The organism is Vibrio sp. HB236076 (assembly GCF_040957575.1).
In the GTDB taxonomy this organism is placed as follows: domain Bacteria; phylum Pseudomonadota; class Gammaproteobacteria; order Enterobacterales; family Vibrionaceae; genus Vibrio.
On the sequence record NZ_CP162601.1, the window covers coordinates 970229 to 993729 of the forward strand.

Here is a 23501-nt window from a genome sequence, read left to right on the forward strand (position 1 = left end):
CTATCGCGAATAAAGAGGGATTGACCGATTAAGTAGATATGTTATGTTATAACATATCTTAACTTGGAGGGGCTATTTAATGAAAAAAAGTATTCATCCCACTTATCGAGAGGTGTTGTTTCACGACACCAGTGTTGATCATTATTTTTTAGTCGGTTCGACCATGGCAACAGATCGCACTAAAGAGTGGCAGGGGAAAACCTACCCTTATGTCACGATTGAGGTCTCGTCAGAGTCGCATCCTCATTACACGGGTAAGCAGCGCGTAGTGCAAAAAGAGGGCCGTGTCGCCAACTTTAACCGTCGTTTTCAGTCGTTCTCAAAAGGGGAAAAATAATGAAAGTGGTCAAGTCATTAAAAAGTGCGAAAAATCGCCACCCGGGTTGTCAAATCGTTAAACGCCGTGGTCGTATGTTCGTTATCTGTAAAGAAAACCCGCGATTTAAAGCGGTGCAAAAATAATCGCCACCGCTTTAAAGGCGATTAAACCTGTCGATATGCTTTTTCAAGCTGATTGATAAAGTTTTGTTTTTCTTGGGCCGAAAGCGCGTTAGGGCCGCCTGTCTGAACGCCAGAGTCTCTTAACGTTTGCATAAAGTCCCGCATCGCTAAGCGGGACTTTATCGTCTCTGAAACCAAGCGCTCACCTTTAGGAGTGATAACTTTGACATCGAGTTCAAGCAATTGAGCGGCGAGCGCTAAGTCTTGAGTGATGGCCAAATCTTGGCGATGAATTTGCTCAACGATGGTATCGTCGGCGACATCGAAACCTTTGGCAACTTGATATTGACGAATTAAATGGCGTTTGGGCAAGGGTAAAGTGTGGTTGGCAACAAAAATACACTCCGTTTCATTGCGCTCACTAAACCTCAGTATTATATCGCGGATGGCTTTAGGGCAAGCATCGGCATCAATCCAAATCTTCATGTTATTTTGCTTTTATTTGTCGTTCTAAAAACAGCAACTTCTCTCGTAAATGAGTCACTTCACTTTCTAATTCTGCCACTCTGGAGGCTAAGTCGCTGTCGCTTTGGTTTTGCACTTCGACTTTAGGAACACTTTTTTGTTGTTTCCAGCGTTTCATGGTCGCGATTAAGGCCGGCATGGGCACGGGTTGGCTTAGGCGGGCTTTGATTAAGGCAACGCTTGGGGTTTTATTCTCGCGCTCCAGTTGAGTTAAAATTTGCGTCAGTTCCGTTGTAACATCACGGCTATTATCCATTCAATTTGCCTCCTTAGTGATCTTAGAATATTGAGCATAACAGATGCCAATCGGCCCAAATAGAGCGTGATGGCTCATCGATTGTAAAGCCGTCTGCCTATCATGACAGCCTTCTCATTGGCTGTCGACAATGCGATAGGGGGGAATGTCCCACCGCTGAGCTCGTGGCCCATGCATGTGCAGTATGGCTTGGTAGCAATCATCACCAAGAGAAGAAAACTCGAACTGAAATTGATAAATCCAGCGCCACTCGGTCGTTGCACAAGGCCACTGTAGACGGTGTAAAGAGACACTGATCAACTGTAAATCGAGTTGTTTGCATTTATGGCTAATTAACACATGGGCGCGCTCTGCCTGCTGACGATGCTGCCAGAACAAACAAGCGAGTGCCATGATCAAGACAAGGGCGATCAGTGTCTGCATCTGGCTATCCTCTGGTTGCTTGTTGTAACTGCAATAACGCCTGCGCTAATTCTGCCGATGGTTGGCTGTGCAGCAGGGGTAAAATCACTTGGCGCAGTTGGGGCAACATAACTAAATCGGCAAACAGCTGATTGAATAAGGCCTGATCTTGTCGTTTTGCCAGTTGTAATAAAAAGGCTTCACTGTCGATGGGGTTGTCTAGCCAGTGCCAATTTCGCCCTGCAACAGCAATCAAGACCTCTTTGTGACACAAGTGAGGGTTGGCCCATAGCCAGGATAATACCGCTTGCTGTTGGCTTTTCGCGGCTCCGCTAACGGCGCGAAGCAGGGCACTGATCAGGAATATGTCGGCGTCGGGCGCTTGCGCTTGTTGGTATAGGCGCTGCTCTAAAGCGTTTAAAAGGGCTTTAGGGGGAGTGAGGTGTTCTACCATACCCAATAAAGCATAAAGAGGGCTAAGAGGCAATTGAGGTAAAGCGTCGATGAGATGAACGAGATTATTGTCCTCGTTTAAGCGGCAGCAGTAATCACTGATCCCTTGTAAGCCAAGGTGTTGCCAGTTGGACAGAGCACTTGGGCTGCGAAAGTAGGCTTGGGTTGGGGCGTAAAACTGACTGGCGGGTAAAGCAAGTTGCACGCTTAACTGGCTGTTGAATACGGCCAGTTTATCTTCTTTGGGCTTGAAGTTATACGGGTTGTTAGCCAAGTGCTCTTGTTGTTCTTCACTGAGCGGGGCGGCTAGGTTGTGACCAATGGCTTGAACAATGTACTGCAGATACTGGCCGATATCCGCAGCATTGAGCAGGCCTCTTTCGTCGAGTGGAAAGGTGAGAAACCAAATCCAAGGTTGTTGTTCTTGATTCCAATAAGCTAACGCAAACTGTGCGCGCTTTTGTACTGGGTAGGGATAGGCTTGTCTGCCTTGCTCGATATTTTCAAAATCTTGGCAAGTGATGGGCGTTACTCGGCGGCCTAAATCGTAAACTTGGTATTGGCACCCGCTTTGCGTCACCAATTGGCTCAGCGTATTAATCGCATTCATAGTGGTTATCTTTCATTGGTCTTTGGCTTATACATGGTATTCTATTGGCCATTTTCAAGATTAGATAGTGAAAGATGACCACAAGCGACCAATCTTTATCCCTTCTTTTAACGCAGCTAGAGTCGGCGTTAAAAGAAGCGCAGTGCTGGCAGGTTGAACCGCCAAGCTCTGAACAAATGGCTAGCCAACAACCTTTTTCGTTAGACACCTTAGCGCCAGAGGCCTGGTTGCAATGGGTCTTTATTCCTAAACTGCGCGCTTTGATCGACGATAAAAAGCCATTGCCACGTGGTTACTCAATACGACCGTATTTTGAGCAAAGCTGGCAAAATGACACTCGTTATCAAGCGATCTTGGCGGTCATTGCCGACATCGATGAGGTTGCCAATGCTTGAGATAGTGTATCGAGATGAACACTTGATTGCGGTAAACAAGCCGGCGGGCATGTTAGTTCACCGCTCATGGTTAGATAAGCACGAAACACAGTTTGTCATGCAAACGCTCCGCGACCAGATTGGCCAGCACGTTTTTCCGTTACATCGCCTTGATAGGCCGACCTCTGGCGTGTTGCTGTTTGCTTTATCGAGCGAGGTAGCCGCGCAATTTATGCCCATCTTTGCTGAGCATAAAATTGAAAAGACCTATCATGCGATCATTCGCGGTTGGATAACACAAGCGGGACGTTTGGATTATCCTCTGAGCCAAGAGCGCGATAAAATCGCCGACAAGCACGCCCGTGAAGACAAACCCGAACAACCGGCAGTCACGGATTATCAACCATTAGCGCAAGTGGAAGTGCCATTGCCTTCTGGCCGTTTTGATACGACGCGTTATGGTTTGGTCAGGCTACAGCCGTTAACGGGCCGCAAACACCAATTGCGTCGTCATTTGGCTCATTTGCGCCATCCCATTGTTGGCGACACCTCCCATGGTGATGGCAAACACAACAAGCGATTTCGCGAGGTCTACGACAGCCATCGACTGCTACTTCACGCGTCTCGTCTTCGCTTTGAGCACCCGCTCACCGGTCAAGCCATCGACATCAGCGCGCCTGTCGATGAAACCTGGCAGCGATTACTGGCTCAATTTGGTTGGCAAGGGATTTGGTAAGTCATCGTTGAAAGGGGAGGATCACTCCCCTAAGCCGCGAATGAAAAGCGCAGCGTATTCTCGCTGCGCTCTCGGTGTCGTGCGTTTTATATAGACCCGTGTTGAGTTGGCCTGGTTACTTTAATTTGGCTAGGTCTTGTTCAATCTGGCTGATCTTATCACTGACCACTTTTTCTAAGTGTTTTAAATCGAGCAAGATTTTTTCTTTGATGTCTTGCTCTTCGCTTGCCATAGGATGGGTGATGGCATTTAATTCATCGACGACTAAGGTCAAGTTGCGATTGATTTCCGTCACATCGCGATAGAGGTGACTGCCACTGTCGACCAAAACGCTTTTTTGTTGGCGAGGAAATTTAAATTTGACGCTTTTGGCAAACAACTCTCCCTTTTGTTTGTGAAAATATATTTTTAACACGTCTTTATTGGCTTCTTGACGCAACGTATAGCGGTCTATTTGCTGTGGTTCATGGATGCCCAGTGATGCGAGATGTGGATACATATTCAACCCTTTTTTTTGACCTCAAGATAGCGATAATTTAGCAGTGCTATTGTTTAAAATACAGACAAAATTAGCCCTATTACCTGCGTTATTTATCGGTGACTTCTTCGACAACTTGAGCGAGCAACTGTTGTTGTAAAGCCGTTTGCTCTTGTTCGCTTAACTTCTCGCCTTGGGCGTTGGTCAAGATAAACAAGTCTTCTGCTTTTTCACCCAGCGTTGAAATCTTTGCGCCGTGTAAACGCAACCCTTGTTGTGAAAAAATCGCCCCGACTTTGGCGAGTAACCCCGGGGTGTCGAGTGCCACAAACTCCATTAATGTATGCTTTTTGCCGCGGGTCGGTAAAAAGTCAACCCGCGTTTTCACCCGAAAGTGCTTGAGTTTTTGCGGAGTACGCTTAGGACGGATACTGCTGTCAAAGCCTCGTTTGAGCGCGTTTTCTATCACTTCGACCAAATGAGAATGGCGCTCGATATCGATGGCTTCACCGTGTTGGTCCAAAATCATAAACGTATCTAATACAAAACCGTCTTTTGTGGTCATGATAATCGCGTCATGGACGTTGAGGCTACGACGGTCAAGCTCTGCGACCACAGTGGCAAACAGCGCGGGTTGGTCTTTGGTGTAAACAAAGACTTCACTCCCTCCGCGCGTTGAACGCTCGCTTATCCAGACGTGGGGACGAGAGTCATCCCTGACAGACAGGATATTGTCACTTTGCCAAGCGATTTGCTGATGGGTATGACGCAAAAAGTAATCCGCTTTGAAGCGTTGCCATAATTGGCTGATCGCTTGTTGAGAGTAGTCGGCTTTGCGCAGCAGTGCCGACGCTAGTTGTTGGTTGTGCCGAATTCTATCTCGAACGTCCACGGGGTTTTCTAGACCGCGGCGCAACGCCCTTTGCGTGGAGTAGTAAAGCTCCGCTAACAAGGTGCGTTTCCAACTGTTCCACAAATCGGGGTTGGTGGCACAGATATCGGCAACCGTCAGACAGACGAGGTAATCGAGGTGCTCTTCGTCTCGCACCACTTTGGCAAATTCGGTGATGACTTCTGGGTCGTAAATATCCCGGCGTTGCGCGGTGACCGACATCAGCAAGTGGTTGAGCACTAACCAGGACACCAATTTGGCTTCAGGGCGAGACAGACCGTGTTCGATGCAAAAATCGTAGGCTTCTACAGCACCGATTTCAGAGTGATCACCGCCGCGTCCTTTGCCGATGTCATGGAAAATAGCCGCGATGATGAGCAGCTCCTTTTTGATGATTTTTGGGTATATCTCACAACAAATTGGGTGCTTTTCATGGTTGTTTAAATCCGAAAAACGGTGGATGTGATTGAGTACGCGAATGCTGTGCTCATCAACCGTATACACGTGAAATAAATCAAACTGCATTTGGCCTACAATCTGGTTCCACTGCGGAATATAGGCGGAAATAACCCCATAGCGGTGCATGAGCTTAAGGGCTCTTACCAAAATATTGGGGTGCCTCATTAAGGCCATAAAAAGCTCACGGGCTTCTTCGATGGTGTGCAAGTAACGATTGATACGCCGCCTTGCGGTGCGCAGTTGCCTTAAGGTAGCCGGGCCAATGCCTTCTAAGGATGAATCATTGGCAATGTGCAAAAACAGGGTCAAAATCGACTCAGGACGCGATTGGAACAAGGCGGGTTTGTCGGTTTCAACCCAGCGGCCTTGTCGGTAAAAGTTGTCGTCTAAGTGAACTATCGCCTCGTTGTTGCCGTCGCTGAGTATCGCTTGGTCAAAAATCTTGAGCAGCATTTTATTGAGCTCGGTGACCTGGCCTAAGGTGCGATAAAAGGCTTTCATCATGGTTTCAACCGCGCGGTTTGCGCCCTCGGTATAGCCTAAATGCTCGGCGACCTGAGCCTGATGGTTAAAAGTCAAACGGTTGTCGTAGCGCTTGAGCTCAAGGTGCAGAGCAAAACGCACTTGCCACAGGAAAGTTTGGCACTCACCGAGTTCGCGGTATTCTGCGTCGGTTAAAAAACCGTAGCGACTCATTTCAAGCAGTGAGGTGGCGCCAAAGTGGCGTCTGGCGATCCAGCTAAGGGTGTGAATATCGCGAAGTCCGCCCGGGGTGGATTTGATATCAGGCTCGAGATTGTAAGAGGTATCGTGATAACGAGAGTGGCGCTCGCGTTGTTCGGCGATTTTTGCGCGATAAAAGGTCTCACTGGGCCAAAATGAATCGGCAAGCACCATGAGTTTTAAGCGGTGAAAGTGATCGTGGTTGCCGGTAATAAAACGCGCTTCTTGTAAATTGGTGGCCACGGTGAGGTCGTCTTTGCCAATATCAGCGCATTCGTCAATCGTGCGTACCGCGTGGCCGACTTCTAGCTTTAAATCCCATAAAAAGGTGATAAAAGCGCTGACCTTTTCTTGCAGTTTTTGAGTCGCTGTGTGTTTTGACAACAAGAGAATATCGATATCCGATAACGGGTGTAATTCGCGGCGGCCATAGCCCCCAACGGCAACGAGTGTCAATTCGGGCCATTCATCAAAGCCAAAATAACCCCACAGGCGAGTTAACAAGGCATCCATGTAATCGGCGCGTTCAAAAATGTAGTCTTCAACTCGGCTGATATCGTGTAAAAAGGCGTCTTTCTGATAGAGAAAAAAACCATCGAGCTGCTGTTTGATTTCTTTGACGGTGATCTGTTGGTCGAGAAGTTGAGCCGGGGGTAGAAAAGACATCGGGGGTGCAATCCGTGCAAATAAAAATAATGGTATGATTTTGCCACTATTTTTCACAGACAACAAACCCCGCGATACGGGGTTTGTGAGTTGGGCAGCAGGTTTACTCTAGGTTGTTCATCAGGCGAGGAATCGTTTCGTCCTTGCGCAGGGTTAACACCTCACAGCCTTCTTCGGTCACCAAAAGGGTGTGCTCCCACTGGGCAGAGTTTTTGCCATCGGCGGTGTAAACGGTCCAGTTGTCTTCGTCGTCCAGACGGCAGCCAAACTTACCCGCGTTGATCATTGGCTCTATGGTGAAGACCATGCCAGCCTTGAGTACTGTGCGATCGTTGTTTTTGTAGTGAACCACTTGCGGCTCTTCGTGAAAACCGGCGCCGATACCATGGCCACAATAATCGCGAACAATGGAAAACTTAGCGCGAGGATTATTTTTATTGTTGGTCTTGATGTACTTTTCGATTGCGGTGCCGATTTCACCTAGGGTGGCACCTGGCTTCACTTTGCGCATGCCGATATACAGGCTTTCTTGAGCCACGTGGCAAAGGCGCTTGTCCGCTGGGCTGACGTCACCGACTAAAAACATACGTGAACTGTCGCCGTGGTAACCGTCTTTAATGACGGTCACATCAATGTTCATGATGTCGCCTTCTTTCAAAATCGCCGGGCGAGGAATTTGGCCAAAAGACTCGTCTTTGTCGTTGGGAATGCCGTGACAAACAATGTGGTTAATCGACGTGCAAATGGATTTTGGGTAACCGTGATAATTTAAGGTTGCCGGGATAGTACCTTGCTCTTCAGTCATAAAGCGGTGGCAAATTTGATCGAGTTCTTCTGTGCTGACGCCAGGTTTGACGAAAGGTTCTATCATTTCAAGGACATCTGCCGCAAGTTGGCCGGCAATGCGCATTTTTTCGATTTCTTGTTCAGTTTTAATAATGGGATTTGACATGAATTTTTCCAGTAGCCAATGAGAATAGCAGCAAGCGTGCAGTGGCGATATTGTATCAATGGTGTGACGATTGGCAAGGATCGGCATGAAATCAAGGGTAAAGAGGCCCTGAGCGATTTTTTACTGGTAATCTGACTGAAAAATATGGTATAAAGCGCCCGAATCTCAATGTCGTATGCTCTGATAATAACAGCGCTGCACATTTTTGATTCATCAAACTTAATTTAAACACACACACGTTTCGACACATTGTCCGGGGTGCTCAAGTTAGTGAGTCGGTACAATGGGAATCGTGGAGGCCTAACCCCATAGAGGAAATTATCATGGCAACTGTATCAATGCGCGATATGCTTAAAGCTGGTGTTCACTTCGGTCACCAGACTCGTTACTGGAACCCAAAAATGAAGCCATTCATCTTTGGCGCACGTAACCGCGTACATATCATCAACCTAGAAAAAACAGTCCCAATGTTCAACGATGCACTAGCAGAACTGGCTAAAATCGGTGAGAAAAAAGGGAAAGTTCTTTTCGTAGGTACTAAGCGTGCAGCGTCTGAATCTGTTAAAGAAGCAGCGATTGCAAGCAACCAGTTTTACGTAAACAACCGTTGGTTGGGCGGTATGTTGACTAACTACAAAACAGTACGTCAGTCAATCAAGCGTCTTAAAGACTTAGAAAACCAAGCTCAAGACGGTACGTTTGACAAGCTAACTAAGAAAGAAGCGCTAATGCGTACTCGTGAAATGGAAAAACTAGAGAAATCTCTAGGCGGTATCAAAGATATGGGTGGCCTACCTGACGCGCTATTCGTTATCGATGCTGATCACGAGCACATCGCAGTAAAAGAAGCGAACAACCTAGGTATTCCAGTATTTGCTGTTGTTGATACTAACTCTAACCCAGATGGTGTTGATCACATCATCCCAGGTAACGACGATGCTATCCGCGCAGTACAACTTTACCTAAACGCAGCAGCGTCAGCGATCAGCGAAGGTCGTAACAAAGACGTAGCAGAAGTTGCGGAAAAAGACGGCTTCGTAGAAGCTGAGTAATTTCGGCTCTGTGCCACACTTAATTAAGACTGTTACATCACTGACACAGTGTTGAAGCAAAAATTAAGTTATAGTTAGTATCAGGGGCCACCAAAAGTCGGCCCCTGATTTTTACCCAATCCAGAATAAATCGAGGAATACAGAATGGCTGTTACTGCTGCTCTAGTTAAAGAACTGCGCGAACGCACTGGCGCAGGTATGATGGAATGTAAGAAAGCACTTGTTGAAACCAACGGTGATATCGAGCTTGCAATTGAAAACATGCGCAAGTCTGGCGCAGCGAAAGCGGCAAAGAAAGCCGGTAACGTTGCTGCTGAAGGTACTATCATCATTAAAGATGCAAACGGTACTGCTGTCCTTCTTGAAGTTAACTGTCAAACTGACTTCGTTGCTAAAGATTCTAACTTTACTGCATTTGCTGAAGAAGTGGCGAATGCTGCTCTAGAATCAAAAGCTTCTGTTGAAGAGCTTCAAGCTCAATTTGAAGAAGCTCGCATTGCACTTGTTGCAAAAATTGGCGAAAACATCTCTATCCGTCGCGTTCAGTACATTGAAGGCAGCGCGATTGCTTCTTACCGTCACGGTGAGAAAATCGGTGTTGTTGTTGCTGGTGAAGGCGATGCAGAAACACTTAAGCACGTTGCAATGCACGTTGCTGCGTCTAAACCTGAGTTCGTAAACCCAGAAGACGTACCAGCAGAAGTGGTTGAAAAAGAAAAAGCGGTTCAAGTTGAAATCGCAATGAACGAAGGCAAACCAGCAGAAATCGCAGAGAAGATGGTTGTTGGCCGTATGAAGAAATTCACCGGCGAAATCTCTCTAACAGGTCAACCATTTGTTATGGAACCTAAAAAATCTGTTGGCGAAATCCTAAAAGAGCGCAACGCTTCAGTCGTTAACTTCGTTCGCCTAGAAGTGGGTGAAGGTATCGAGAAAGCAGCAGAAATGAGCTTTGCAGAAGAAGTTGCAGCAGCTCAAAAAGGTTAATCCTGACTGACTGTATCAACAAAGACCGCAGCAGTGTGCTGCGGTCTTTTTGCGAATACCGGTGTATTTTTAAATTTATCGTCACGAATACAGGCATTGGATGATAAGGCGTGATTGAGTTATGCTAACTCAAGTTCAGAGCCATTATTCATGACGGTGAGTGATAACTTTTGGAAAGGTAAAGTCCATGACAACAAACCCCAAACCCGCATATCAACGCATTTTATTAAAACTCAGTGGTGAAGCGCTTCAAGGCCCAGATGGCTTTGGTATTGATCCTACGATCCTTGACCGCATGGCTCAAGAAGTTAAAGAATTGGTCGAACTTGGCGTACAAGTTGGCGTCGTCATTGGCGGTGGTAACCTGTTTCGCGGCGCGGGACTGGCACAAGCTGGTATGAATCGAGTGGTGGGTGACCACATGGGCATGTTGGCGACCGTGATGAATGGCTTGGCAATGCGTGATGCGCTGCACCGCGCTTATGTCAACGCGCGTTTGATGTCGGCCATTCCTTTGCAAGGCGTTTGTGATGACTACAATTGGTCTGATGCGATTCGCGAGTTGCGTCAAGGCCGCGTGGTCATTTTTTCGGCCGGGACTGGCAACCCGTTCTTTACGACAGACTCGGCGGCGTGCTTACGCGGTATCGAGATTGAAGCGGATGTGGTTTTAAAAGCGACCAAAGTAGACGGTGTGTTTTCTGCGGACCCTGTCGCTAACCCTGATGCACAATTGTATGATAGACTCAGTTACCAAACTGTTCTTGAGAAAGAATTGAAAGTCATGGACTTGGCTGCGTTTACTCTCGCAAGAGACCACAATATGCCAATCCGCGTTTTCAATATGAATAAGCCAGGCGCATTACGTCGAGTGGTGATGGGTGAGACTGAAGGGACATTAATTACACAAGATGACGCGCAATAACGTCACTATTGATGATCTGATAGGTCCCCGAGATTTTTAATGAAGGTGAAACTGTGATTAACGAAATCAAGCAAGATGCGCAATCGCGCATGGAAAAAAGTGTAGAGTCATTGCGTAACAATCTGTCAAAAATACGTACTGGCCGTGCCCACCCAAGCCTGCTTTCAGGTATTAGTGTTGAGTATTACGGTGCGCCGACGCCCCTAAACCAAGTGGCCAATGTCATTGCAGAAGATGCGCGTACTCTCGCGATTACGGTTTTTGACAAAGAGCTGACGCCAAAAGTAGAAAAAGCGATTCTACAATCTGATTTGGGTCTTAACCCTATGTCTGCTGGTACGGTGATCCGCGTGCCGCTTCCACCACTAACGGAAGAGCGCCGTAAAGATTTGGTTAAAATCGTGCGCGGTGAAGCCGAGGGCGGACGTGTTGCTATCCGCAATATCCGTCGCGATGCGAACGCAGATTTAAAATCGTTGCTCAAAGAGAAAGAAATCTCAGAAGATGAAGACCGCAAAGCGCAAGAAGAGATTCAAAAACTGACGGATGCAGCCGTTAAAAAAGTGGATGAAGCCCTAGCGGCAAAAGAAAAAGAATTGATGGAAGTATAACGCCATCCTTTAAAGGCCAATAGAACGAGTTCCACTCGGTTTATTGGCCTTTGAGATAGCGACAGAATACACTATGCAAAATACGACCATTGACACTCAATCCCTCCCTAAACACATTGCAATTATCATGGATGGCAATGGCCGATGGGCTAAAGCAAAGGGCCAACCCCGTGTGTTCGGTCATAAACGCGGTGTCCAAGCGGTAAGAAAAACCATCATCGCTGCCTCAAAACTCAATATCCAAGCGATTACTCTCTTTGCCTTTAGCAGTGAAAACTGGCGTCGACCTGAAGAAGAAGTTGGCCTTTTAATGGAGCTCTTTATCAGTGTGTTGTCGAGTGAGATAAAAAAACTTCACAAGAATAATTTGCAACTGAGAGTCATTGGCGACACGTCGAAATTTAGTACGCGTTTACAAAATAAAATTGTTGAGGCACAAGAGCTAACGGCCAACAACACCGGTATGGTGATCAATATTGCGGCCAACTATGGCGGCAAGTGGGACATTACTCAGGCAGTGCAAACACTGGCTCTGCAAGTCGCCAGTGGTGAGCGACAAGCAGAATCGATCACAGAGACTGACATTGCTCAGTACTTGACTATGTCTGATCTGGCGGACGTCGACTTGTTGATTCGCACCAGTGGCGAATGCCGAATTAGTAATTTTATGCTTTGGCAAGCCGCTTACGCCGAAATGTACTTTACTGACCAATTTTGGCCAGATTTTGACGAAGACAGTTTAGTTGAGGCGATCACCTGGTATATGAACCGAGAGCGGCGCTTTGGGTGTACCGGTGAACAAATTAAAGCCCTAATCAAAGAATAATAGGATTTCTCCCTTTGAAACAAAGAATTATAACAGCCTTAATCCTAGCGCCATTGGTGATCGCGGGCATTTTCTTCTTGCCGATTCAAGGTGTGGCTGTCATTGCCGCCGCGGTGACATTACTCGGATTTTGGGAGTGGACTCAATTTGCTCCCTTGCGTCAGTATTCTCGCCACTATGCCTTGCTCCCTGCGGTGATCTTAATGGTGATCAGTGCAGGGGTTTTCTATCCAGGTTTAGTGAGTGGTGACTTGTCTGTTCCTTTGTTGATTTTATTTAGCTTAGCCACCTTGTGGTGGGTAGCGGCCAGTGCCTTGGCGGTCACTTACCCTAAAACCCGTACCTGTTGGCAAAATTCGACACTGCTTAAACAACTGTTCGGTTTTTTAACCTTATTGCCCTTCATGTGGAGCATTATTGTTCTAAAGGCTCAAAGCAGTAGCGAGGTGTCACATTACGGAGCAAAACTGGTCTTGTTTGTGTGTTTACTGGTATGGGCGGCCGACAGCGGCGCTTATTTTGTCGGTAAGCGCTGGGGGCGTAACAAAATGGCGCCTAATGTCAGCCCCAATAAGACCATTGAAGGTTTGCTTGGCGGCGTCCTTGCGGCGGGCTTGGTTGGCGTGTTTGTCAGCCATTGGTTTGAGCTCAGCTTTTCTTCTTATGGGCATTTAATCCTGACCATTGTGTTTACCGTTGTCATTTCCGTATTGGGCGACTTGGTCGAAAGCATGTTTAAACGCAATTCTGGTATTAAAGACAGCAGTCAGTTGATCCCCGGTCATGGCGGGGTTTTGGATCGCATTGACAGCCTTACCGCGGCTTTCCCAATCTTTACCTTGGCTTATCTTGTGTTTTAATTCCCCTTTGGTGACGTCGCTCACCACATGGGGTTAGTGGTATCTAGTATGCAAAAAATCACCATTCTCGGTGCGACAGGCTCTATCGGTGACAGCACATTAAAAGTGTGTGACCACAATCGCGAAACGATTGAAGTCTTTGCACTAACGGCCGCCACCGATGTCGAAAAAATGTTGCAGCTCTGTCAGCAGTGGCAACCTGAGTATGCCGTTATGGCCCAAGCGGATGCCGCCCTGCAGCTTGAAAAAAAAATCGCTGCTTTGTCGTTACCCACCCGTGTTTTGGCGGGGGAAGAAGGGCTTGAGTGGGTCAGTGCGTGCCCACAAGTCGATTGTGTCATGGCGGCCATTGTCGGGGCTGCGGGCCTAAAGCCAACCATGGCGGCCGTCAAAGCGGGTAAGCGTGTCTTGTTGGCCAATAAAGAAGCGTTAGTCATGTCTGGCCAGTTGTTCATGGATGAAGTACAGCGCTCTGGCGCCCAGTTAATGCCAGTCGATAGTGAGCACAATGCCATTTTTCAATGCCTGCCTAAGCCGTTGCAACAAGCCATTGGTCACGGCAATTTAGCACAATACGGTATTGAGAAAATTCTGCTTACTGGTTCCGGTGGGCCATTTCGAACTCGGCCTTTAGAGAGCTTTGGCCAGATTACCCCAGCAGAGGCGATCGCCCATCCTAACTGGAGTATGGGACAAAAAATTTCCGTTGATTCGGCCACGATGATGAATAAAGGCTTAGAGTTTATCGAAGCAAGATGGCTATTTAATGCCAACCCCGATGAGCTAGAGGTGTTGTTGCATCCACAGTCGGTGATTCACTCTATGGTGCGCTACAGTGACGGGTCGGTATTGGCACAAATGGGCGAGCCCGATATGGCCACCCCAATTGCACACGCTTTGGCGTACCCGGCGCGAATTCAGGCGGGGGTTAAACCACTGGATTTTACGCAAGTGGGGGAGTTGTCTTTTGCAGCGCCTGATCTTGCACGCTATCCTTGTTTGGCCTTAGCCATTGATGCCTGTTATGAAGGTCAGCACGCGACAACGGGGTTGAATGCAGCCAACGAAGTGGCGGTAGCGGCTTTTTTGTCTAACCACATTGCTTTTACCGATATTGCTTGGCTTAACCAACACGTGTTAGAAAAAATGTGTAAGCATTTCAGTCATATTAAATTAGATGGCTTGGAAAGCCTCATTGAGCTCGATAAAATAGCTCGCGATTATGCCAACGATTGTTTAGCTCAAAAGGGATACCGATGACGGGAATGTTGTGGAATTTTGCTTTTTTTATTATTGCACTGGGCACTTTGGTCACGGTGCATGAATTTGGTCACTTTTGGGTGGCAAGGCGATGCGGGGTCAAAGTTGAAAAGTTCTCTATCGGTTTTGGTCACTCATTGTGGAGCCGAATAGCAAAAGATGGTACTGAGTATTCTATCTCACTGATTCCGCTAGGCGGTTACGTTAAAATGCTTGATACTCGGGTTGAAGAGGTTCCCGATTCTTTGCTCGATCAAGCTTTTGACAAGAAGCCGCTATGGCAACGAACGGCTGTTGTTGCCGCTGGGCCTTTGTTTAACTTTTTGTTGGCACTGATTGTCTACTGGTGTGTTTTCATTATCGGTACGCCTTCGGTGAAGCCGGTGGTGGGTGAGGTGGCACCAAACTCTATCATCGCTGAGGCTGGAATTGAGCCTGGTATGGAACTAAAGGCAATTTCTGGTATCAAAACATCAAATTGGCAAGCTGTCAGTATGCAAATTCTCGCCCATATTGGTGACCCGAGCATGACAATGACGGTATCAATTCCTGGTGAAATCAATACTGAAGAAACCAAACGCTTGGATCTGAGCGCGTGGCAGTTTGATCCTGAGTTAGACTCGCCATTGGCCAGTTTAGGGCTCAGTCCATATTGGCCAGAAGTGCGCCCAGTGGTTAAGCAAGTGACGCCCAACGGCCCGGCAGACAAAGCGGGCTTTATGAGTGGCGATCGAATTGTGGTTATTGATGGTCAGCCCATGTCGTCGTGGCAAGAGATTGTCAGTGTGATTCAACAAAGCGCGAATAAAACACTGACGGTTGACGTGGTTCGCCAAGGGCAAACACTGCCGCTCACCTTGCTTCCCGAACAACAAGAACGCGGTGACCAAAACGTGGGCTTTGCCGGAATTGCACCGGAGTTTGAACCATGGCCCGATGACTATCGATTTGATTTGCAATACGGCCCTGTTGAGGCGGTAAGCAAAGCGTTTGAGAAAACCGGTCAAGTGATCCAATTGACGTTCACCATGCTCAAAAAACTGGTGATTGGCGACGTGGGTCTGAATAATTTAAGCGGGCCGATATCGATTGCCAAAGGCGCGGGTATGAGTGCCGAAGTCGGTTTGGTGTATTTCTTGGGCTTTGTTGCGCTGATCAGTGTGAATTTAGGTATTATGAACTTGGTTCCTTTACCTATGTTAGACGGCGGCCATTTGTTATTTTTTGCCATTGAGGCAGTAATTCGACGCCCCATTCCGGAAAAAATTCAGGAAGTGGGTTACAAAATTGGGGGAGCGGTGGTGTTTTCACTGATGGCTCTGGCCTTATTCAATGATTTTGCACGTCTGTGAGGCTTTCAGAGACAACCGCATCAGCAAGGAACAGTTTGAAATAATATGGCAATTAAACGACTTTTTTTATCGACGTTGCTCGCAACCAGTGTCAGTGCCTACGGTGCACCGGGCTTTGTAATACAAGATATCAAAATTGAAGGGCTACAACGCGTCGCTCTCGGTGCTGCACTATTAAAAATGCCGGTACGAGTGGGCGATACTTTAGAGCCATCGGATGTCTCGGACATTATCCGCTCCTTGTACAGCTCGGGAAACTTTGAAAATGTCGAAGTTTTTCAAGACGAAGGCACTTTATTGGTCAAGGTTCAAGAGCGCCCGACCATTGCGAGTATCTCGTTTTCTGGTAACAAAGCGATTAAAGAAGAGCAGCTTAAGCAAAACCTCGAAGCATCAGGGGTTCGCGAAGGCGACGCGTTAGATCGCACGACATTATCAAAAATCGAAAAGGGATTGGAAGACTTTTACTACAGCGTTGGTAAATACAATGCCAGTGTCAAAGCGGTGGTGACGCCTTTACCTCGCAATCGCTCTGATCTTAAATTTGTCTTTACCGAAGGCGTGTCAGCGAAAATCCAGCAAATCAACTTTATCGGCAACCAAGCGTTTAGCGATGAAGATCTGATTGATCGTTTTGATCTTAACGTCGATGTGCCGTGGTGGAACTTCCTAGCCAATGAAAAGTACCAAAAGCAGGTGTTGGCGGGCGATCTGGAAAACCTAGAGTCGTTTTACCACAACCGCGGTTACGTGAAATTTCGCATTAAATCAACCGAAGTCTCAATCTCACCTGACAAAAAAGGGGTCTACATTACCCTAGTCTTAGATGAGGGCGATATTTATACGGTGGATAAAGTGACGTTTAACGGCAACTTGATCGGTGAAGAAAAGACCTTTGCAGCATTAAACACGCTGAACAAAGGCGATGTTTACGACGGGTCACAAGTTACCTCACTCGAAGAAAACGTTAAAAAAGTCTTGGGTGAAGCCGGGTATGCGTATCCGAAAGTCAGCACCACACCGACTATCGATGACGAGACCAAACAAGTGTCTTTGACCGTTAATGTTGACCCAGGCAAACGCATGTATGTACGCGATGTTCGCTTTAGTGGTAATACCGTCACCGAAGACGAAGTTCTGCGCCGTGAAATGCGTCAAATGGAAGGGGCATGGCTCAACGCAAAATCCGTTGAAGCGGGCAAGTCTCGACTCGATCGCTTGGGGTATTTTGAAAAAGTTGATGTCAAAACAACGCGGGTACCGGGCACTGAGGATCAGGTTGACGTGGTTTACGATGTCAAAGAAGCGAACTCTGGCAGTATTAACTTTGGCGTTGGCTACGGTACGGACTCTGGCGTGTCGTTCCAAGTGGGTTTAACACAAGATAACTTTTTGGGCACAGGTAATGATGTTGGGATTAGCTTCACCACCAACGATTATCAGCAAAACATCACTTTGAGTTACACCGACCCTTATTGGACACTGGATGGCGTCAGCCTCGGCGGTAAGATTTTCTACAACAAATACGAATCGTCAGAAGATGGCATCGTCGATTACACCAACGAGAGTTACGGCACCAGTTTAACTTGGGGTTTCCCGGTTGATGAGCTAAACCGTTTGGATTTTGGTGTTGGTTACAAGCACAACAAGATCGGCAACTTGACGCCTTACATTCAAATTGAAAAGTTCTTAGCGGCCCAAGCGAGTAACATTGACTCCAATGGTACCCTCAATACCGATGACTTTACTTTGACTTTAGGCTGGACGCGCAACAACTTAAATCGCGGCTATTTCCCGACGGCGGGTAATTATCAAAAAGCGTCAGCGCGTGTGTCGGTCCCTGGTTCTGACGTCGAATACTTTAAGTTGCAATACGACGTCAAACAGTATTTCCCATTGACGCAAAAACAAGACTACACTCTATTGCTACGCGGGCGTTTGGGGTACGGCAACGGTTACGGATCCAACGGCGACAACGATAACCTATTTCCGTTCTATGAAAACTTTTACGCAGGTGGCTTTAGTACTTTACGCGGATTTTCGTCCAACACTGCGGGCCCGAAAGCCGTGTACCACGATACGTCCTCATCGAATAACGGTGATTACGAAGCCACCGATGATTCAGTTGGTGGCAATGCAACGGCGCTGGCAAGTGCTGAAATCTTCTTCCCGACGCCTTTTGTGTCAGAAGAAGCGCAAAGCCAAGTTCGAACCAGTGTCTTTTACGACATGGCCAGTGTTTGGGATACCGAATTTGACGTCGACAGTGTCGATTACGGTACCAAATATTATTACGACTACTCTGATCCCACCAAGTACCGCTCGTCTGTTGGCGTAGCGTTACAATGGGTATCGCCTATGGGGCCATTAGTCTTCTCGTTGGCAAAACCAATTAAGTCGTATGCCGGTGATGACGAGGAGTTCTTTAGTTTTACCATAGGCCAAACTTTCTAACCTGAGGAAACAATTTTGCAAAAAATGATCAAAGTCGCAACGCTTAGCTTAGTCATTCTCGGTTCGTCTGTCGCCGCTACGGCAGCGAATGCAGCACAAAAAATCGGCTATATTAATACGGCGCAAGTTTTTCAATCCCTTCCTCAACGCGAAGCGATCGTCAAACAAATGCAGGCAGACTTTAAAGACAAAGCCGCAGAACTGCAGTCCATCAAGAAAAAGGCGGAAGGCAAAATTGACAAGCTAAAGCGCGATGGCGAATTGATGAGCAATGATGAAAAAGATCAGCTCCGCCTCGATATTAGCCAACTTCAAAACGAGTACAAACTCAAAGGGCAAGCACTTGAAAAAGCCAGTGCTCGTCGCGAAGCAGAAGAAAAGCAAAAACTTTTCCACGTTATCCAAGATGCAACGGACAAAGTAGCGAAACAAAAGGGATTCGATCTGATCATTGATGCCCAGGCCGTTCGCTTTGCTAAACCTGAACTCGATATTTCCAAAGACGTTATCAAAGCAGTGAAGTAATATTATGAAATCAATCACATTGTCAGAACTTGCAACCCTGACTCAAGGGGAGTTGGTCGGAAGCGCGGATGTTGTTGTTCATCGCGTTGCACCTATGGACAAAGCGCAGCAAGGTGATGTGACATTCTTGTCTAATCCCAAGTACGCCAAACACCTCGCCGATTGCCAAGCCAGTGTGGTGATGGTCAAAGCCGAGCAAAAAGAGGCTTTTGCTGGCAACGTATTGGTGGTGGCAGACCCGTATATCGCTTTTGCCAAGGTCGCTCAGGCGCTCGATACGACGCCTTCTGCGGCGCAGTCTATTGCCCCAAGTGCTGTGATTGATGATTCAGCCGTGTTAGGCGAAGGCGTTTGTGTTGGTGCCAATGCCGTGATTGAAGCTGGTGCTGTACTTGGTGACAATGTGGTGATTGGGGCGGGCTGTTTTATCGGTAAGCAGGCCAGTATAGGGGCGAATACGCAGTTGTGGGCTAATGTGAGTATCTATCACCAAGTGCAGATCGGCAGTGATTGTTTGGTTCAGGCCAATACGGTTATCGGCTCCGACGGCTTTGGTTATGCCAATGAAAAAGGTGAGTGGCTCAAAATCCCTCAGCTTGGCACGGTTCGCATTGGCAACCGCGTTGAAATCGGAGCCTGTACAACCATCGACCGCGGTGCTTTGGATGACACAGTTATCGAAGACAACGTTATTCTCGATAACCAAATGCAAATCGCGCACAATGTTCACATCGGTTATGGCACCGCGATGGCGGGTGGCACCATTGTTGCTGGTAGCACCAAGATCGGCCGCTATTGTATTATCGGCGGGGCGTCGGTACTCAATGGGCATATTGAGATCGCCGATGGTGTGACCATTACGGGTATGGGGATGGTGATGCGCAGTATTAGTGAAAAAGGCGTTTATTCATCGGGTATCCCATTGCAAACCAACAAAGAATGGCGCAAGACCGCAACCAGGGTCCAGCGAATCGATGAGATGAATAAGCGTCTCAAAGCATTGGAAAAACAGTTGGGTGAGCAATAATTCACCTTTGATAAAGACTCGCTCATTGGCGAGTCTTTTTTTGGGTAGGGGGTGTTTTTACCAATCTCACTCAATAGCGAGTCACTCTAGCGGGTTAAATAACTCGATAACATCGTTAAGAAAATAATTTGTAGAAAAAGGCTCACTGTCTTGTATTGATAAGCAAATAGGTTGCCTGGTTCTCAAGCTTTTTTCTGCGCTATCATTGCGCACCTACTTAATCAGGTTGGTATTACGCGACGATCCTCAAGTTGGACAGAATGTGTGAATTTTTTTGCCCTTGTCACTTGAAATCATTAAACTACTGCTCAAATCATAATTTTAAATATTTGCATAGGAATAGAATCTTGACTACTGAAACTAAAACGATGGACATCACTGAAATTCGTGAGTTGCTTCCACATCGCTACCCATTTTTGATGATCGATCGCGTGATTGATTTTCAAGAAGAGTCATATTTACATGCAATTAAAAATGTCTCAGTGAACGAGCCACAGTTTACCGGTCACTTTCCACAATTGCCGGTTTTTCCTGGTGTCATGATTCTTGAAGCGATGGCGCAAGCAACCGGGTTGTTGGCTTTTAAATCGTTTGGCGCGCCAAGTGAAAATGAGCTTTATTATTTCGCTAGTGTCGATGGCGCTAAATTTCGCAAACCGGTTGTACCGGGTGACCAGCTTGTCATCGAAGTGCAATTTATCAAAGAGCGTCGCGGTATTGCCGCCTTTAGTGGGGTGGCAAAAGTCGACGGTGAAGTCGTGTGCTCCGCTGAACTGAAATGTGCCCGCAGAGAGTTTTAATATGATTGATAGCAGTGCTCAAATCCACCCGTCGGCGGTTGTCGAAGAGGGCGCCGTCATTGGTGCTGGGGTAAAAATTGGTCCTTTTTGTTACGTAGACAGCCAAGTTGAAATCGGTGCTAACACCGAGTTGATGTCTCATGTTGTGGTCAAGGGCCCAACGAAAATTGGTCAAGACAACAAGATTTATCAATTTGCTTCGATTGGCGAAGCTTGCCAAGACTTAAAATACGCGGGCGAGCCGACGCAGCTGATCATTGGCGATCGCAATACCATTCGCGAGAGTGTGACCATGCATCGCGGTACGACACAAGACCGTGGTATTACTCAAGTTGGCAGCGACAACTTATTTATGATCAACGCGCACGTCGCGCACGATTGTATTGTCGGCGATAAGTGTATTTTTGCCAACAATGCTACGCTAGCAGGGCATGTTAAGGTTGGTAACCAAGCCATTGTCGGTGGTATGTCGGCCATTCATCAATTTTGCCAAATTGGTGATCACTGTATGCTCGGAGGGGGCTCTATTGTCGTTCAGGACGTGCCGCCTTATGTGATGGCACAGGGTAACCACTGTGCGCCTTTCGGGATTAATATCGAAGGGCTCAAGCGTCGCGGCTTTGAAAAGGCTGAGATCCATGCCATCCGACGTGCGTACAAGTCCTTGTATCGCAATGGTTTGACTCTGGAACAAGCCAAAGAAGCTATCAAAGACGAAGTGAAAGACTTCCCTGCGCTAGCTATCTTTATCGACTTTCTTGACAATTCAACTCGTGGCATTATTCGCTAAATCACGCGGGTTGTCGACGAGTCGTACCCAAGATTACAAAGACCGCTGCAGGCGGTCTTTTTGTCTTTTCATTTACAAAGGGGAAAGCCGATGAGCAGACCTATTCGCATTGGTATTGTCGCCGGTGAATTGTCCGGTGATACATTAGGTGAGGGCTTGATCAACGCCATTAAAATGCAACATCCCGATGCAGAGTTTGTCGGTATTGGCGGTCCTAAAATGATGGCGGCAGGGTGCCAATCTCTGTTTGATCTCGAAGAGTTATCCGTTATGGGCTTGGTCGAAGTCCTGGGGCGGTTACCTAGGTTGCTCAAAGTCAAGGCTGAACTGGTGCGTTTTTTTCTGTCCAATCCACCGGATGTTTTTATCGGTGTTGATGCCCCTGACTTTAATTTGCGCTTGGAGTTGGATCTTAAAAAAGCCGGTATAAAAACCGTTCACTACGTCAGCCCTTCGGTTTGGGCGTGGCGGCAAAATCGGATTCACGGTATCGATGCGGCGACCGATTTGGTGTTGGCATTTCTGCCGTTTGAAAAAGCGTTCTACGACAAACACCATGTCGCGTGTGAGTTCGTCGGTCATACCTTAGCCGACAGCTTGCCTCTAGAGCCCGATCAGGCGACAGCCAGAAAAAAACTTGGCTTAGACTCGAAAGGCCAATGGTTAGCGGTACTGCCTGGTAGTCGCGGCGCAGAAGTTGAAAAAATCGCTCCGCCTTTTATTCAGGCTTGTCAGCGGTTGAAACAACAATTCCCGCAGCTCAATTTTATCGTCGCATTGGTCAATGAGAAGCGCCGCCAACAATTTGAGCAGCTTTGGCAAGATTTGGCGCCAGAATTGAATTTTGTGCTTGTCAATGATACCGCAAGAGACGTGATTGAAGCGTCTGACGCCGTGATGTTGGCATCGGGTACCGTGGCATTGGAATGCATGCTACTCAAACGCCCAATGGTTGTCGGTTACAAAGTCAACGCATTGACGGCGTGGTTAGCAAAGCGATTATTAAAAACGCGTTTTGTTTCCTTGCCTAATATACTGGCCGATCGCGCTTTAGTCGAAGAACTGTTGCAAGACGATTGTCAGCCAGAGCGCCTTTGTCAAGCGATGGTGCCTTTGCTCAATGGTGAAGGGCAGCCAATGGTTGAGGCGTTTTACCAAATGCATCAATGGATTCGAAAAGGCGCAGATCAACAAGCTGCCAAAGCGGTGTTGTCGCTGATTGAAAAAGAACATGAATATGAAACAACAATTTGAACCTTTTGTTTACCCCGAGGGCTACGCGCTTTTCGCTGGGGTTGACGAAGTTGGCCGCGGCCCTTTAGTCGGCGATGTCGTGACGGCGGCGGTGATTTTGGATCCGAATAAACCGATTGAGGGATTGAGCGACTCAAAAGTGTTATCAGAAAAAAAGCGCTTGGCCTTATTTCCACAGATACAAGACAACGCCTTGGCTTGGTCAGTAGGTCGCTGTAGCCCACAGGAAATCGATCAAATGAACATTTTGCAAGCGACAATGACGGCGATGCAACGCGCAGTGGCAGGCCTTAACATTTCGCCAGACTACGTTTTGGTTGATGGCAATCGCACCCCGTCGCTAGCGTGCCCGGCACAAGCGGTTGTCAAAGGTGACTTACGCGTCGCCGAGATCAGCGCTGCCTCTATTCTCGCTAAGGTGATCCGCGATCAAGATATGATAGAGTTAGACAAACGCTACCCACAATTTGGTTTTGCCCAGCACAAAGGTTACCCAACCAAAGCGCATTTTGCGGCAATAGAAGCACACGGTGTGATCGATCAATACCGGCGCAGCTTTAAGCCGGTTAAGCGCATATTGGGCTTGGATTAGAGATCTTTAAAGCAAAGGGCTTGCGTTAGGGGGAGGTTTACCCATATGGTTTCACCCCTAGGTTATTTTATTTGTCATTGTTGAAAATGGAAGAAAATGGTCGCAGTGTATTGATTTTTGCGGCCCTTTTCTAAGCTCAATCATCAAGTGTGCCGGCCAGTCCGGTGAGTGGTGATTGCGCGACATGGTTATCAACCCTCACTATCTTCAAAAGGCTTA

26 protein-coding genes are annotated in these 23501 nt (G+C 47.4%); 19 read left to right on the plus strand and 7 right to left on the minus strand.

The annotated features are described in order from the left end of the window. Positions 1-79 precede the first annotated feature (79 nt). Together AB0763_RS04260 and ykgO are read left to right on the plus strand one after the other, a co-directional pair. Positions 80-337: a type B 50S ribosomal protein L31 gene (locus AB0763_RS04260; RefSeq protein WP_306101480.1), complete on the plus strand. Its 258-nt coding sequence runs from the start codon at positions 80-82 to the stop codon at positions 335-337. Next, positions 337-462, plus strand: coding sequence for a type B 50S ribosomal protein L36 (gene ykgO, locus AB0763_RS04265; protein ID WP_306101479.1), 126 nt, complete (start codon positions 337-339; stop codon positions 460-462). The genes AB0763_RS04260 and ykgO overlap by 1 nt, the downstream gene beginning before the upstream one ends. A 21-nt stretch (positions 463-483) precedes the next feature. Here the strand turns inward: ykgO and AB0763_RS04270 are convergent, their stop codons facing one another. The 4 genes from AB0763_RS04270 to AB0763_RS04285 all read right to left on the minus strand — a co-directional run bounded on the left by AB0763_RS04270 (position 484) and on the right by AB0763_RS04285 (position 2687). Beyond that, positions 484-927, minus strand: coding sequence for a YaiI/YqxD family protein (locus AB0763_RS04270; RefSeq protein WP_306101478.1), 444 nt, complete (start codon positions 925-927; stop codon positions 484-486). A gap of 1 nt (position 928) precedes the next feature. Beyond that, on the minus strand, positions 929-1222 hold the full coding sequence (locus AB0763_RS04275) for a hypothetical protein (RefSeq protein WP_306101477.1): 294 nt from the start codon (positions 1220-1222) through the stop codon (positions 929-931). A gap of 114 nt (positions 1223-1336) precedes the next feature. After that, positions 1337-1645: a DUF3301 domain-containing protein gene (locus AB0763_RS04280; RefSeq protein ID WP_306101476.1), complete on the minus strand. Its 309-nt coding sequence runs from the start codon at positions 1643-1645 to the stop codon at positions 1337-1339. Between the two features lie 4 nt (positions 1646-1649). After that, a complete protein-coding gene (locus AB0763_RS04285; RefSeq protein ID WP_306101475.1) occupies positions 1650-2687 on the minus strand; it encodes a DUF3549 family protein in 1038 nt (345 codons plus the stop codon). Positions 2688-2761: 74 nt separating this feature from the next. Between AB0763_RS04285 and AB0763_RS04290 the strand changes: the two genes are divergently transcribed. Next, the gene (locus AB0763_RS04290) at positions 2762-3082 is read left to right on the plus strand and encodes a YqcC family protein (protein ID WP_306101474.1); all 321 of its coding nucleotides are present in this window, start codon (positions 2762-2764) and stop codon (positions 3080-3082) included. Next, complete coding sequence (gene truC, locus AB0763_RS04295; protein WP_306101473.1) at positions 3075-3797, plus strand: tRNA pseudouridine(65) synthase TruC; 723 nt, start codon at positions 3075-3077, stop codon at positions 3795-3797. Before AB0763_RS04290 ends, truC begins: the two co-directional genes overlap by 8 nt. A gap of 115 nt (positions 3798-3912) precedes the next feature. On the opposite strand, the gene AB0763_RS04300 is transcribed toward truC, so the two are convergent. From AB0763_RS04300 to map, 3 genes are all read right to left on the minus strand, one after another. Further along, a complete protein-coding gene (locus AB0763_RS04300; RefSeq protein ID WP_306101472.1) occupies positions 3913-4296 on the minus strand; it encodes a DUF3461 family protein in 384 nt (127 codons plus the stop codon). Positions 4297-4384: 88 nt separating this feature from the next. After that, positions 4385-7015 (minus strand): bifunctional uridylyltransferase/uridylyl-removing protein GlnD, encoded by a 2631-nt coding sequence (gene glnD, locus AB0763_RS04305; RefSeq protein WP_306101471.1) that lies wholly within the window; start codon positions 7013-7015, stop codon positions 4385-4387. Positions 7016-7118: 103 nt separating this feature from the next. Then, positions 7119-7967, minus strand: coding sequence for a type I methionyl aminopeptidase (map, locus tag AB0763_RS04310; RefSeq protein ID WP_306101470.1), 849 nt, complete (start codon positions 7965-7967; stop codon positions 7119-7121). Between the two features lie 323 nt (positions 7968-8290). Here map and rpsB point away from each other — a divergent pair, with 323 nt between their 5' ends. The 15 genes from rpsB (at position 8291) to rnhB (ending at position 23282) form a co-directional block, all read left to right on the plus strand. Continuing rightward, entirely contained in the window at positions 8291-9019 is a 729-nt protein-coding gene (gene rpsB, locus AB0763_RS04315; RefSeq protein ID WP_306101469.1) for a 30S ribosomal protein S2, read from the plus strand. Between the two features lie 144 nt (positions 9020-9163). Next, complete coding sequence (gene tsf / locus AB0763_RS04320; protein WP_306101468.1) at positions 9164-10006, plus strand: translation elongation factor Ts; 843 nt, start codon at positions 9164-9166, stop codon at positions 10004-10006. Positions 10007-10193: 187 nt separating this feature from the next. Continuing rightward, positions 10194-10931, plus strand: coding sequence for a UMP kinase (pyrH, locus tag AB0763_RS04325; protein ID WP_306101467.1), 738 nt, complete (start codon positions 10194-10196; stop codon positions 10929-10931). Between the two features lie 53 nt (positions 10932-10984). Continuing rightward, positions 10985-11542 (plus strand): ribosome recycling factor, encoded by a 558-nt coding sequence (gene frr, locus AB0763_RS04330; RefSeq protein ID WP_306101466.1) that lies wholly within the window; start codon positions 10985-10987, stop codon positions 11540-11542. Between the two features lie 73 nt (positions 11543-11615). Then, complete coding sequence (locus AB0763_RS04335) at positions 11616-12368, plus strand: isoprenyl transferase (protein WP_306101465.1); 753 nt, start codon at positions 11616-11618, stop codon at positions 12366-12368. Between the two features lie 14 nt (positions 12369-12382). Continuing rightward, positions 12383-13228, plus strand: a complete 846-nt coding sequence (locus tag AB0763_RS04340; protein ID WP_306101464.1) for a phosphatidate cytidylyltransferase — start codon at positions 12383-12385, stop codon at positions 13226-13228. Positions 13229-13276: 48 nt separating this feature from the next. Next, on the plus strand, positions 13277-14488 hold the full coding sequence (gene ispC / locus AB0763_RS04345; RefSeq protein ID WP_306101463.1) for a 1-deoxy-D-xylulose-5-phosphate reductoisomerase: 1212 nt from the start codon (positions 13277-13279) through the stop codon (positions 14486-14488). Beyond that, on the plus strand, positions 14485-15840 hold the full coding sequence (rseP, locus tag AB0763_RS04350; RefSeq protein WP_306101462.1) for a sigma E protease regulator RseP: 1356 nt from the start codon (positions 14485-14487) through the stop codon (positions 15838-15840). The genes ispC and rseP overlap by 4 nt, the downstream gene beginning before the upstream one ends. A gap of 45 nt (positions 15841-15885) precedes the next feature. Further along, the gene (gene bamA, locus AB0763_RS04355) at positions 15886-18294 is read left to right on the plus strand and encodes an outer membrane protein assembly factor BamA (protein ID WP_306101461.1); all 2409 of its coding nucleotides are present in this window, start codon (positions 15886-15888) and stop codon (positions 18292-18294) included. 15 nt (positions 18295-18309) lie between these two features. Further along, a complete protein-coding gene (locus tag AB0763_RS04360) occupies positions 18310-18819 on the plus strand; it encodes an OmpH family outer membrane protein (protein WP_306101460.1) in 510 nt (169 codons plus the stop codon). Between the two features lie 4 nt (positions 18820-18823). After that, entirely contained in the window at positions 18824-19846 is a 1023-nt protein-coding gene (gene lpxD, locus AB0763_RS04365; protein WP_306101459.1) for a UDP-3-O-(3-hydroxymyristoyl)glucosamine N-acyltransferase, read from the plus strand. A gap of 347 nt (positions 19847-20193) precedes the next feature. Further along, positions 20194-20646: a 3-hydroxyacyl-ACP dehydratase FabZ gene (gene fabZ / locus AB0763_RS04370; RefSeq protein ID WP_306101458.1), complete on the plus strand. Its 453-nt coding sequence runs from the start codon at positions 20194-20196 to the stop codon at positions 20644-20646. 1 nt (position 20647) lies between these two features. Next, positions 20648-21436, plus strand: a complete 789-nt coding sequence (lpxA, locus tag AB0763_RS04375) for an acyl-ACP--UDP-N-acetylglucosamine O-acyltransferase (protein WP_306101457.1) — start codon at positions 20648-20650, stop codon at positions 21434-21436. Positions 21437-21526: 90 nt separating this feature from the next. Beyond that, the gene (gene lpxB, locus AB0763_RS04380; protein WP_306101456.1) at positions 21527-22690 is read left to right on the plus strand and encodes a lipid-A-disaccharide synthase; all 1164 of its coding nucleotides are present in this window, start codon (positions 21527-21529) and stop codon (positions 22688-22690) included. After that, entirely contained in the window at positions 22674-23282 is a 609-nt protein-coding gene (gene rnhB, locus AB0763_RS04385) for a ribonuclease HII (RefSeq protein ID WP_306101455.1), read from the plus strand. The genes lpxB and rnhB overlap by 17 nt, the downstream gene beginning before the upstream one ends. The last annotated feature ends 219 nt before the right edge of the window (positions 23283-23501 follow it).